The organism is Enterobacter sp. WI-ESBL-E8 (assembly GCF_053364895.1).
On the sequence record NZ_JBRWXJ010000001.1, the window covers coordinates 4,373,762 to 4,386,041 of the forward strand.

The window sequence follows — 12,280 nt, forward strand, 5'->3', positions numbered from 1 at the left end:
ATCATACATTTGTGATGTCACTCACCTTTTAAAGTTGTATGACAAGTTATCTTTTCGCCGTCGCAAACACTCAGCCGACGGAATGCATTACCGGTGTGAGAGACATCGGGTTTAACGGTACGGATACCGACTTATGCACGCTTACTTATGGCAAGGTTCGGGTCGTTCCGGGACATGCTCCCGGCTACGCCCCTCCCGTTACACAACTGCTCCCGGAAACGGTTGAGAGGTTGCCGCGTTCTGGCGCGGAAATAACATAACGATGAGGTTTTAGATGCGTAAAATTAAAGGGTTACGTTGGTATATGATCGCGCTGGTGACGTTAGGCACCGTGCTGGGCTACCTGACGCGTAACACCGTGGCAGCAGCAGCGCCAACGTTGATGGAAGAGCTGCATATCTCCACGCAGCAATACTCCTACATCATTGCCGCCTATTCCGCGGCGTATACCATCATGCAGCCGGTGGCAGGCTATGTGCTGGACATTCTCGGCACCAAAATCGGTTATGCCTTCTTCGCCATCGCCTGGGCGGTGTTCTGCGGAGCAACCGCGCTGGCCGGCAGCTGGGGTGGTCTGGCGCTGGCGCGCGGCGCGGTCGGTGCGGCAGAAGCCGCCATGATCCCCGCAGGCCTGAAGGCCAGCTCCGAGTGGTTCCCGGCAAAAGAGCGTTCCATTGCGGTCGGTTACTTCAACGTCGGCTCGTCCATCGGGGCGATGATTGCGCCGCCGCTGGTGGTGTGGGCTATCGTGATGCACAGCTGGCAGATGGCGTTCATCATCTCTGGCGTGCTGAGCTTTGCGTGGGCCATGGCGTGGCTGATTTTCTATAAACACCCGCGCGATCAGAAAAAACTGTCTGAAGAAGAACGCGAGTACATCATTGGGGGTCAGGAAGCGCAGCATCAGACCAACAACGGCAAAAAAATGACCGTCTGGCAGATCCTGGGTACCCGTCAGTTCTGGGGTATCGCCCTGCCGCGTTTCCTGGCTGAACCGGCCTGGGGTACCTTCAACGCGTGGATCCCCCTGTTCATGTTTAAAGTCTACGGCTTTAACCTGAAAGAGATCGCGATGTTCGCCTGGATGCCAATGCTGTTTGCTGACCTCGGCTGTATCGTTGGCGGCTACCTGCCACCGCTGTTCCAGCGCTGGTTTGGGGTGAACCTGATCGTTTCCCGTAAGATGGTGGTGACTATGGGCGCGCTGCTGATGATTGGTCCGGGTATGATCGGCCTGTTCACCAGCCCGTACGTGGCTATCGCCCTGCTGTGCATCGGTGGTTTTGCGCACCAGTCCCTGTCCGGCGCGCTGATTACGCTCTCCTCTGACGTCTTCGGCCGTAACGAAGTGGCAACCGCTAACGGCCTGACCGGGATGGCTGCCTGGACCGCAAGTACGATGTTTGCTCTGGTGGTCGGCGCGCTGGCTGATACCATCGGCTTCAGCCCGCTGTTCGCGGTGCTGGCAATCTTCGACCTGCTGGGGGCAGTGGTTATCTGGACGGTGCTAAGAAGCAAGTCGGCAGAGGAGTTGGCGAAAGAGTCCCTCGGAAAACCGGCAACGCAGAGTTAGCGAAAATGCGTTTCACCGAAGCCGCCTCCGGGCGGCTTTTTTAATGGCATAATCTGGAGAGTGGCACGCAAAAGTGGTATAACAAATCATCTGCCGTACCCTGCCTGGAGCGCATATGGAAATCACCGAACCACGTCGTTTATATCAACAACTTGCTGCCGAGCTCAAAGATCGCATCGAGCAAGGGGTCTATCTTGTCGGTGATAAACTTCCCGCCGAGCGCTTTATCGCGGATGAAAAAAGCGTGAGCCGCACCGTCGTGCGCGAAGCAATCATCATGCTGGAAGTGGAAGGCTACGTTGAGGTACGCAAAGGCTCCGGCATTCACGTGATTTCTAATCTGCCGAAACACTCTCCCGTCGCGGACGAAAGTCTGGAATTCGCCAGCTATGGTCCGTTTGAGCTGCTCCAGGCTCGCCAGCTGATCGAAAGCAATATTGCCGAATTTGCCGCGACGCAGGTGACCAAGCAGGACATCATGAAGCTGATGGAAATCCAGGAGAATGCCCGCAAGGAAAAATGTTTCCGTGATTCAGAATGGGATCTGCAGTTCCACGTTCAGGTCGCCCTGGCAACCCAAAACACGGCGCTGGCGGCAATTGTTGAGAAAATGTGGACTCAACGCGTTCACAACCCGTACTGGAAAAAACTGCACGACCATATCGATTCTCGTACCGTCGACAACTGGTGTGACGACCACGATCAAATTCTCAAGGCGCTGATTCGTAAAGACCCGCATGCCGCTAAGCTGGCGATGTGGCAGCACCTGGAGAACACCAAGCAGATGCTGTTCAATGAAACCAGCGATGACTTCGAATTTAACGCTGACCGCTATCTTTTTGCCGATAATCCCGTTGTTCATCTCGATACGGCGTCCAGTGCCGCAAAATAGATGACCTTTCTGCCGGCAGGCGCTTCGCTGCGCCCTCCGGCTTGAGTGGGTAAGCAAAACATATATAGTGTCAGCCTTTGTAAATCCCCTCGCTCCCCTCCATGGCTTACGCCAAAATCAACTCACCCCTGCAAATTCTGTGACGCAGAACGTTGGGCTTTGTTACAATTGGATTCAATTCGTTATTTTGTAAGTTAGTGCTTGCTAACCAGCCAATTAACAGGGAACAGTGTTGGCCACACCGCAATGTGTCCGCGAGCGACCATAATGAAATCACAACAATGTCGCCGTGCTGTTTGTCCCGGATAACAGGCGTGACGTTAACCGATTTCCAGGAACACTGAATGGAACTTTTGACCCAACTACTGCATGCCCTCTGGGCGCAGGATTTTGAAACGCTGGCCAACCCCTCCATGATTGGCATGCTCTATTTCGTCTTGTTTATGATCCTGTTCCTTGAGAACGGTTTGCTGCCTGCTGCCTTCCTGCCCGGTGACAGCTTGCTGGTGCTCGTTGGCGTGCTGTGTGCCAAAGGGGCGATGGCGTTTCCACAAACCATTTTGTTACTGACCGTCGCCGCAAGCCTCGGCTGCTGGGTGAGCTACATCCAGGGGCGATGGCTGGGCAATACCCGGATCGTCCAGAACTGGCTTTCTCATCTTCCCGCGCATTATCACCAGCGGGCGCACCACCTGTTCCATAAGCACGGGCTTTCCGCGCTGCTGATTGGACGCTTTATCGCTTTTGTTCGTACCCTGCTGCCTACGATTGCCGGCCTGTCCGGTCTGAGCAGCGCGCGCTTCCAGTTCTTCAACTGGATGAGCGGCCTGCTATGGGTGCTTATTCTGACGACGCTGGGCTACGCGCTGGGTAAAACCCCGGTCTTCATGAAATATGAGGACCAGCTGATGTCCTGCCTGATGCTGCTGCCCGTTGTGCTGCTGGTCTTTGGCCTGATTGGCTCCCTGGTTGTCCTGTGGAAAAAGAAATACGGAGCCAGAGGTTAACGATGGCTATCTCACCGCTCGCTCTGCGCCGTTTCGCCTTTGCCGTGGTTGCACTGGTGGTACTCAGCGCCATGCTGCTGGCCTGGAGCGCGCTTTCGCATCAGGAATCGACGCTGGCCATTCGCCCGGTAAACCAGGGTGCCAGCGTGCCTGACGGTTTTTCTGTCTGGCATCATCTGGATGCGAACGGAATCCGCTTTAAGAGCATCACCCCGCAGGACGATGTTTTACTGATTAAGTTTGATTCCCGTGCACAAAGCGCCGCCGCGAAAGTGGTGCTCGACCGTACGCTGCCGCACGGGTATATCATTGCTCAGCAGGAAGAAGTCAGCCAGCCTGCAGCCTGGCTGTCATTGATTCGCGATACGTCGCATCGGTTTGGATAATTACCACGATTCCGAATCTTTTCACTCACTTTGGTGAATCCCCCGTTTACTTACTATGCTTAAGTACGCGGAGCATCCCTCGAATGTACTCCGCATAATTTTGGATAACGGCTTACGCCGTAACACAATGGAAGGTTTCGATAATGAAATTCCGCATTACTCTGGCTCTGGCCCTTTTTTCTTTAAGCACAGCATCCTTCGCAACCTCTCTCTGTCAGGAGAAAGAACAGGATATTCAGCGTGAGATCGGTTATGCCGAAAAGCATAACAATCAGCACCGTGTTGATGGTCTTAAAAAAGCGCTGAGCGAAGTGAAAGCGAACTGTTCAGACAGCAAGCTTCGTGCCGATCACCAGAAAAAAATCGCTGAACAGAAGGACGAGATAGCCGAGCGCCGTCGCGACCTGCAGGAAGCGAAAGAGAAAGGGGATGCGGAAAAAATTGCCAAGCGCGAGAAGAAGTTGAAAGAAGCGCAGGACGACCTGAAAGCGCTGGAAGCTCGCGATTATTGAGTTAACGGAAATCTCAACAGGAGAGAATCATGTCAAAAGATACGACGTCTGAACATCTGCGCGCTGAACTGAAATCCCTGGCCGATACCCTTGAAGAGGTGCTGAACTCCTCTGCTGACAAGTCAAAAGAAGAGGTCAGCAAACTGCGCAGCAAAGCGGAGCAGGCGCTGAAGGAGAGCCGCTATCGTCTGGGTGAAACCGGCGATGCGCTGGCGAAACAGACCCGCGAAGCGGCTGCCCGTGCGGACGAATACGTGCGTGATAACCCATGGACGGGCGTAGGAATTGGTGCCGCAGTCGGTGTGGTACTGGGTGTCCTTCTGACGCGTCGTTGATATGGAAGATCCTCGTCACGCACAAGGGCCTGCTAACAACGTCCTCGGCATCGGCCAGCGTATTCTAACGACGCTGGTTGGAATTGCCGAAACGCGCGTCCGGCTGGCAGTGGTCGAGCTGGAAGAGGAGAAAGCAAACCTCTTCCAGATGCTGCTGATGCTCGGGCTGACCATGCTCTTCGCCGCGTTTGGTCTGATGAGCCTGATGGTGTTAATCATCTGGGCCATTGACCCGCAGTATCGTCTTAACGCGATGATCGCCACCACCGTCGTTCTGCTGGTCGCGGCGCTGATTGGCGGTATCTGGACGCTGCGCAAAGCGCGTAAATCCACGTTCCTGCGCCATACGCGCCAGGAGCTGGCTAACGATCGCGCCCTGCTGGAGGATGACAAGCCGTGAGCGGTAAAGCCGAACGTCAGAAGCGAAAAGCGTACCTGTTAAGTCAGATCCAGCAGCAACGGCTGGACCTGTCTGCCAGCCGTCGCGACTGGATTGATGCGACGCGACGCTTTGACCGTGGCTGGAATACCGTCCTGAGCCTGCGTTCCTGGGCATTGGTCGGCAGCAGCGTGATGGCTATCTGGACGGTTCGTCATCCGAATATGCTGATCCGCTGGGCCCGCCGTGGCTTCGGTGCCTGGAGCGCCTGGCGTCTGGTGAAAGCCACGATTCGTCAGCAGCAGCTGCGCTAGCCTTCTTGCCGGGTGGCGGCTACGCCTTACCCGGCCTACTTTTGAATCGTAGGCCGGGTAAGCGCAGTGCCACCCGGCAACATTTCCCCAACCTCCCTTACTCAATATCTTTGAATTAGATTGACAGTTTTCCTTGCTAACAATCGCCAACCGTCACGTTTATGATGCTCTCCATCGACAGCAATGACGCGGTATCTACCCGGAATTGCAGACAAATAAAGTTCAGCCGCTGATGTGGTTTCCTGGAGAGTAAAATGAAAAAATTAGAAGATGTTGGTGTACTGGTAGCGCGTATTCTGATGCCAATTCTGTTCATCGTCGCAGGTTGGGGAAAAATCACCGGCTATGCGGGTACCCAGCAATATATGGAAGCCATGGGCGTTCCGGGGTTCCTGTTGCCACTGACCATTCTTCTTGAGTTCGGCGGCGGCCTGGCGGTTCTGTTCGGCTTCCTGACCCGCACCACCGCGCTGTTCACCGCGGGCTTCACCCTGCTGACAGCGTTCCTCTTCCACAGCAACTTTGCGGAAGGCGTGAACTCTCTGATGTTCATGAAAAACCTGACCATCGCGGGTGGCTTCCTGCTGCTGGCCATCACTGGCCCGGGCGCATACAGCATCGACCGCGTTCTGAATAAGAAGTGGTAAGCGCGCTATACTGAATGAACACAAAGCGAGGAGACATCTCCTCGCTTTTGCTATCTGAAGGAGGAGAAAAAATGGGACAACTCGTAGACGGCGTCTGGCAGGATGTCTGGTATGACACCAAATCCACCGGTGGTCGCTTCAAGCGCTCAGCTTCGGCCTTCCGTAACTGGCTCACCGCTGATGGTGCGCCTGGCCCGAGCGGCGAAGGCGGCTTCGCGGCGGAGAAAGACCGTTATCATCTTTATGTTTCCCTTGCCTGCCCGTGGGCACACCGCACGCTGATTGTTCGGAAGCTCAAAGGTCTCGAATCTTTAATTCCGGTTTCCGTGGTGAACCCGCTGATGCTGGAAAACGGCTGGACGTTTGACGGTGATTTCCCTGCCGCGACCGGCGACGATCTTTACCACCACGATTTCCTTTACCAGCTCTATCTGCGCGCCGATCCGCACTACACCGGGCGCGTTACCGTGCCGGTGCTATGGGACAAGAAAAACCAGACGATTGTCAGCAATGAGTCTGCGGAAATCATTCGCATGTTCAACACCGCGTTTGACGCTCACGGCGCCCGCGCCGGGGATTACTATCCGGTTGAACTGCGCGAAAAGATTGATGAGCTGAATAGCTGGATTTACGACAACGTCAACAACGGCGTTTACAAGGCCGGTTTTGCTACCAGCCAGGAAGCGTATGACGAAGCGGTCGGGAAGGTGTTTGAATCGCTGGCGCGTCTGGAACAGATCCTCGGCCAGCATCGCTACCTGACGGGTGACCGCCTGACGGAAGCGGACATTCGCCTGTGGACCACGCTGGTTCGCTTTGATCCGGTCTATGTCACCCACTTTAAGTGCGATAAACACCGCATCAGCGACTACCTGAACCTGTATGGCTTCCTGCGCGACATCTACCAGATGCCGGGCGTCGCCGACACGGTCGATTTCGACCATATCCGCACCCACTATTTCCGCAGCCACAAGACCATCAACCCAACGGGCATTATCTCCATTGGCCCGTGGCAGGATCTGGATGAACCGCACGGGCGCGACGTTCGATTTGGATAAATATTAAGGGCATCAATAGATGCCCTTTTTTAATTCACAATCTCCATCTATCCTTACTTTGATTGCTTAGAAAACAAGTGATTGACCGATTATTGAGGCAAGGAAAATGGACTGGTATTTAAAAGTACTGCGTAACTATATTGGATTTGGTGGCCGCGCCCGCCGTAAAGAGTACTGGATGTTTGTTCTGGTGAACTTCATTCTCATTATGGTGCTGGGTATTATTGATAAAATTCTTGGCTGGGAGCGGGCTGGCGGAGAAGGCGTGCTGACTACCATCTATGGCCTGTTAGTCCTGCTGCCATCATGGGCGGTACTGTTCCGTCGGCTGCACGATACCGATCGTTCGGCGTGGTGGTTACTGCTGCTGTTGATCCCGATTGTCGGCTGGATCGTGATTCTGATCTTCAACTGTCAGAGCGGCACGCCGGGTGAAAACCGCTTTGGTCCGGACCCGAAAGCCGGCGTGTAAATCAGAGCCCGGTGGCGCTTACGCTTACCGGGCCTACGCGTTTATTTATTGTGGTGGGCGAAGAGTTTGGGTATTTCGCGCAGGCACCACGATTTGGCTTCGCCCATGCTGTCGCGACGCCACGCCATAATGATATCCACCTCGTGGCTATATTCCGGGCTGACAACGCGCAGCCGTCCTTCCGCAATATCTTTTTCCACAAATGGATAAGGCATCGTCGCCACGCCGAGACCGGCCAGCAGCGCCTGCCGTTTGTCTTCCAGTGAGGTCACCGTCAGACGAGGCTGTTTATCCAGCAGCTGCACCGTCAGCACCGGGCGCTCGCGCGCGGTATCCGCGACCGCCACGCCGCGATACTTCACGCGCGTGACTTCAGAGAGCGGCTCCGGCTCCTGGTGAATCGGATGATTGGGTGCGGCAACGTAGACGTTCATCACGCTGTAAAGCTTGCGCGAGTTGATTTCCGATGAGGAACGAAAGTGCATGTCCGGCGCAATGACGATGTCCGCCCTGCCCGTCTCCAGACGCTCCCACGCGCCTGCCAGCACCTCGGTGATAATTGACAGCTGCGTGTTGGCTTTGGCTGCGAGGCGGTCCACCAGCGGGAACAGCGCTTCAGTCGGCACCAGCGCTTCCGTCACCAGCGTCAGATGGGTTTCCCAGCCCCGCGCCAGCGCTTCGGCGTCCGTCGTGAGCTTATCCGCCGCTTCCAGCAGCACGCGGCCGCGCTCCAGCAGCATTCGCCCGACGTTAGTGAATTTTGTTCGATGACCGGAGCGGTCAAACAGCACCACGTCCAGCTCTTCCTCCAGCTTTTGCATGGTGTAGCTCAGCGCAGACGGAACGCGCCCCAGTTCATCAGCTGCCGCCGCAAAACTGCCGCGTCGGTCAATCGCGTCCATGACGCGAAGCGCCTCAAGCGTCAATGCTCTCTCTTTAGCCATCTCGTTCTCATTCAGGAAATTTGAACATACCGGGCAGAATATCTGGCTAACAATGCAGCGTCCATACCTTTACCATTGTTTTAGTGTAAAGAGAGGTCAAGTTTATGATTACGACAAGAACAGCTAAACAGTGCGGACAAGCCGATTTCGGTTGGCTGCAGGCCCGCTACACCTTTTCCTTTGGACACTACTTTGACCCTAAACTCCTCGGTTACGCATCACTACGCGTGCTGAATCAGGAAGTGCTCGCCCCGGGTGCCTCCTTCCAGCCGCGCACGTACCCGAAAGTCGATATCCTGAACCTGATCCTGGAAGGCGAGGCAGAATACCGCGATAGCGAGGGCAATCATGTCCAGGCAAAGGCTGGCGAAGCGTTGTTAATTTCCACTCAGCCGGGCATAAGCTACAGCGAGCATAACCTCAGCAAAGATAAAACGCTGACCCGCATGCAGCTGTGGCTTGATGCCTGCCCCGAGCGGGAAAATCCGCTGGTACAGAAGTTAGATTTAACGGGCGATAAGCAGCATCTGATCGCATCCCCGGACGGCAGCAAAGGTAGTCTGCAGCTGCGCCAGCAGGTGTGGCTGCACCATATCGAGCTGAAGAAAGGTGAACAGGCGAGCTTCCAGCTTCACGGGCCGCGCGCCTATTTGCAGTCGATTCACGGCACGGTGCATGCGGTGACGCATGCGGAAGAGAAAGAAGCGCTCACCTGCGGCGACGGGGCGTTTATTCGTGATGAAGCGAATATAACGCTGGTGGCAGATACGCCGCTGCGCGCGCTGCTGATTGATTTGCCGGTTTAGAGAACGCCCTCACCCTAACCCTCTCCCAACGGGAGAGGGGACCGATTGAGCCACGGCAGAATCATCCAGCTCCGTACGCGACGACGAAATCACTCTGCCAGCGCGTTAGCCATATCGGTTCTGATCTGCTTGCGCTGCTCCGGCGTCAATACCTGGCTGACGTCGAAATAATACTTCACGCGGTAATAACGGGTCTGCTCTTCAATTTTGCTGAACGCGGTAAGCTGGCTTTTCACCGTATTTTCGTCCCATTTACCCGCCTGGAACATGTCGATAAGCGCCCCGTCCTTCACGCCCGTCATCGGAATGTTGCTGACATTTTGTTCCAGCTGCTTATGCAGATCTTCAATCTTCTTCACCTGCTCATTGCTGAGCTTCAGGTGCTGGACCAGCGGATCCTGCGATGGAGAAGGGGCAGCCTCAACGTTTGCGGCCTGCGCCGTAAAACTGCACAGGGCCAGCGCGGCGGCGGCCAACGCAATACGGGTCATTTTCATCATCTTACTGTCCTTACATGCTGTTATAGGGGAAAGCAGGCGTATTGTTTTTCAAGAGCGGATGAATATGTGTGAGTAATTATATAAACAATTTTGTATGTTTAGCGGGCAAAAAAATGCCCCCTGCGCTGAGGGGGCATGAGGCGTCATTTGCGTCAGATGGAATGCGTAAACGTCCTTGAAATCACATCCTGCTGCTGCTCGCGCGTCAGGGCGTTAAACCGCACCGCATATCCCGAAACGCGGATGGTCAGGTTCGGATAATTTTCCGGGTGCGCAATGGCATCCAGAAGCATCTCCCGGTTCATGACGTTGACGTTCAGATGCTGCCCCCCCTCGATGGACGCTTCGTGATGGAAATACCCGTCCAACAGCCCCACCAGGTTGGTTTTGCGGACCAGCTCGTCCTTGCCCAGCGCCTGCGGCACGATGGAGAAGGTGTAGGAGATCCCGTCCTTGGCATACGTGAACGGCAGCTTGGCGACCGAGGTTAACGAGGCCACCGCCCCTTTTCTGTCGCGGCCGTGCATCGGGTTTGCGCCTGGCGCAAACGGCGTGCCGCCGCGACGTCCATCCGGCGTGTTACCGGTCTTCTGGCCGTAAACCACGTTGGAGGTAATGGTCAGGATCGACTGGGTCGGCACCGCGTTGCGGTAGGTGGGCAGCGCCTGAATTTTCTTCATAAAGCGCTCCACCAGATCGCAGGCAATGCTGTCCACGCGGTCGTCGTTGTTGCCGTACTGCGGGTAGTCCCCTTCTATCACAAAGTCGACCGCCAGGCCGGTGTGGTCGCGCACCGGCTTAACCGTGGCGTATTTAATGGCCGACAGGGAATCCGCCGCTACCGACAGGCCAGCAATGCCGCAGGCCATGGTGCGGTAAACGTCCCGGTCGTGCAGCGCCATCAGCGAGGCTTCGTAGCTGTACTTGTCGTGCATGTAGTGAATGAGATTCAGCGCGCTGATGTACTGCACCGCCAGCCAGTCCATAAAGTGATCGAGGCTCGCCATCACGGTGTCGTAGTCCAGCACGTCGTCCAGCAGCGGCTCGGTTTTCGGGCCGACCTGAATCTTCAGCTTCTCGTCCACCCCGCCGTTGATCGCGTACAGCAGCGTTTTGGCGAGGTTGGCGCGGGCGCCAAAGAACTGCATCTGCTTGCCGATCACCATCGGGCTGACGCAGCAGGCAATGGCGTAGTCGTCGCTGTTGAAGTCCGCACGCATCAGGTCGTCGTTCTCGTATTGCAGAGACGAGGTGACGATCGATACCTGCGCGGCGTATTTCTTAAACGCGATCGGCAGCTGTTCTGACCAGAGGATCGTCAGGTTAGGCTCCGGCGCAGGCCCCATGGTGTGCAGCGTGTGCAGATAGCGGAAGCTGTTTTTGGTCACCAGCGTGCGGCCGTCCAGCCCCATGCCTCCGATCACTTCCGTCGCCCAGATCGGATCGCCGGAGAAAAGCGTGTCGAACTCCGGCGTGCGCAGGAAGCGTACCATGCGGATCTTCATAATGAAGTGGTCGATCAGCTCCTGCGCCTGAACCTCATTCAGACGCCCGGCCTGCATGTCGCGCTCAATGTAAATATCGAGGAACGAGGCCGTGCGCCCCAGCGACATCGCCCCGCCGTTCTGGGATTTCACCGCCGCCAGGTAGGCAAAATAGACCCACTGTACCGCTTCCTGGGCGTTCATCGCCGGACGTGAAATATCAAAGCCATAGTTCGCCGCCATCTGCTGGATCTGCAGCAGCGCGCGTTTGTGCTCCGCCAGCTCCTCACGCAGGCGGATCGTCGCCTCGAGATCTTCCCCGCGCTCCAGTTTCCCCTGCAGATCGGCAAACTGCAGTTCACGCTCGCGCACCAGATAAGCGATCCCGTACAGCGCCACGCGGCGATAGTCGCCAATGATGCGCCCGCGCCCGTAGCCGTCCGGCAGACCGGTCAACACGCCGGATTTACGGCAGCGCATCATCTCCGGCGAATACACGTCAAACACGCCCTGGTTGTGGGTTTTGCGCAGATCGGTAAACAGGTATTCGAACTGCGGATCCATCTCGCGGCCGTAGGCTTCAAATGAGCTGCGGATCATGTTGATCCCGCCGTACGGGTGCAGCGCGCGCTTGAGCGGTTTATCGGTTTGTAGGCCGACGATCGTCTCCAGATCCTGGTCGATATAGCCTGGACCGTGCGCCGTAATGGTTGTGGCAATGTTGGTGTCAAAATCCACCGGAGCGTGGGTGGCGTTCTCCTGACGAATGCCGACCATTACCTTCTGCCACAGCGCCGTCGTTGCTGGCGTCGCCTGCGCGAGGAAAGCTTCGTCGCCGTCATAAGGGGTGTAGTTATGCTGAATAAAATCGCGCACGTTGACGGTGTCTTTCCATTCTTCACCGCGAAACCCGGCCCATGCGTCGCTGTAGGGCGCGACGCCCGTATCGATTGTTACTTTCATTTTATTCT

15 protein-coding genes are annotated in these 12,280 nt (G+C 56.0%); 12 read left to right on the plus strand and 3 right to left on the minus strand.

What is annotated here, in order from left to right; all coding sequences use genetic code 11:
• Positions 1-274: 274 nt before the first annotated feature.
• The 11 genes from ACWHWP_RS20785 to ACWHWP_RS20835 all read left to right on the plus strand — a co-directional run bounded on the left by ACWHWP_RS20785 (position 275) and on the right by ACWHWP_RS20835 (position 7,575).
• Complete coding sequence (locus ACWHWP_RS20785; RefSeq protein WP_047347750.1) at positions 275-1,573, plus strand: MFS transporter; 1,299 nt, start codon at positions 275-277, stop codon at positions 1,571-1,573.
• Positions 1,574-1,688: 115 nt separating this feature from the next.
• A complete protein-coding gene (exuR, locus tag ACWHWP_RS20790) occupies positions 1,689-2,465 on the plus strand; it encodes a transcriptional regulator ExuR (RefSeq protein WP_023309288.1) in 777 nt (258 codons plus the stop codon).
• A 344-nt stretch (positions 2,466-2,809) separates the two neighbouring features.
• A complete protein-coding gene (yqjA, locus tag ACWHWP_RS20795; RefSeq protein ID WP_008503144.1) occupies positions 2,810-3,472 on the plus strand; it encodes a DedA family general envelope maintenance protein YqjA in 663 nt (220 codons plus the stop codon).
• 2 nt (positions 3,473-3,474) lie between these two features.
• Positions 3,475-3,858 (plus strand): EnvZ/OmpR regulon moderator MzrA, encoded by a 384-nt coding sequence (mzrA, locus tag ACWHWP_RS20800; protein WP_059312207.1) that lies wholly within the window; start codon positions 3,475-3,477, stop codon positions 3,856-3,858.
• A 143-nt stretch (positions 3,859-4,001) separates the two neighbouring features.
• Positions 4,002-4,370, plus strand: coding sequence for a DUF1090 domain-containing protein (locus tag ACWHWP_RS20805; RefSeq protein ID WP_047347748.1), 369 nt, complete (start codon positions 4,002-4,004; stop codon positions 4,368-4,370).
• 29 nt (positions 4,371-4,399) lie between these two features.
• Entirely contained in the window at positions 4,400-4,705 is a 306-nt protein-coding gene (locus ACWHWP_RS20810) for a DUF883 family protein (protein ID WP_008503141.1), read from the plus strand.
• 1 nt (position 4,706) lies between these two features.
• Positions 4,707-5,105: a phage holin family protein gene (locus ACWHWP_RS20815; protein ID WP_014885329.1), complete on the plus strand. Its 399-nt coding sequence runs from the start codon at positions 4,707-4,709 to the stop codon at positions 5,103-5,105.
• Positions 5,102-5,398: a YqjK-like family protein gene (locus ACWHWP_RS20820; RefSeq protein ID WP_059312206.1), complete on the plus strand. Its 297-nt coding sequence runs from the start codon at positions 5,102-5,104 to the stop codon at positions 5,396-5,398. Before ACWHWP_RS20815 ends, ACWHWP_RS20820 begins: the two co-directional genes overlap by 4 nt.
• A gap of 254 nt (positions 5,399-5,652) precedes the next feature.
• A complete protein-coding gene (locus tag ACWHWP_RS20825) occupies positions 5,653-6,045 on the plus strand; it encodes a DoxX family protein (RefSeq protein WP_042716298.1) in 393 nt (130 codons plus the stop codon).
• A 71-nt stretch (positions 6,046-6,116) separates the two neighbouring features.
• Complete coding sequence (locus ACWHWP_RS20830) at positions 6,117-7,103, plus strand: glutathione S-transferase family protein (protein ID WP_447856293.1); 987 nt, start codon at positions 6,117-6,119, stop codon at positions 7,101-7,103.
• Positions 7,104-7,209: 106 nt separating this feature from the next.
• Positions 7,210-7,575 carry a DUF805 domain-containing protein gene (locus ACWHWP_RS20835; RefSeq protein WP_063430965.1) on the plus strand — a complete coding sequence of 122 codons (366 nt, stop codon included), beginning with the start codon at positions 7,210-7,212 and terminating at the stop codon, positions 7,573-7,575.
• Between the two features lie 41 nt (positions 7,576-7,616).
• On the opposite strand, the gene ACWHWP_RS20840 is transcribed toward ACWHWP_RS20835, so the two are convergent.
• Complete coding sequence (locus tag ACWHWP_RS20840; protein WP_023333543.1) at positions 7,617-8,519, minus strand: LysR family transcriptional regulator; 903 nt, start codon at positions 8,517-8,519, stop codon at positions 7,617-7,619.
• A 104-nt stretch (positions 8,520-8,623) separates the two neighbouring features.
• Between ACWHWP_RS20840 and ACWHWP_RS20845 the strand changes: the two genes are divergently transcribed.
• Positions 8,624-9,325 carry a pirin family protein gene (locus ACWHWP_RS20845; protein ID WP_431617936.1) on the plus strand — a complete coding sequence of 234 codons (702 nt, stop codon included), beginning with the start codon at positions 8,624-8,626 and terminating at the stop codon, positions 9,323-9,325.
• A gap of 89 nt (positions 9,326-9,414) precedes the next feature.
• Here ACWHWP_RS20845 and ACWHWP_RS20850 read toward each other — a convergent pair whose 3' ends face one another.
• Both ACWHWP_RS20850 and pflB read right to left on the minus strand, forming a co-directional pair.
• A complete protein-coding gene (locus tag ACWHWP_RS20850) occupies positions 9,415-9,825 on the minus strand; it encodes a Spy/CpxP family protein refolding chaperone (protein WP_447856296.1) in 411 nt (136 codons plus the stop codon).
• Positions 9,826-9,977: 152 nt separating this feature from the next.
• Positions 9,978-12,272, minus strand: a complete 2,295-nt coding sequence (gene pflB, locus ACWHWP_RS20855; protein WP_447856298.1) for a formate C-acetyltransferase — start codon at positions 12,270-12,272, stop codon at positions 9,978-9,980.
• Positions 12,273-12,280 lie beyond the last annotated feature (8 nt).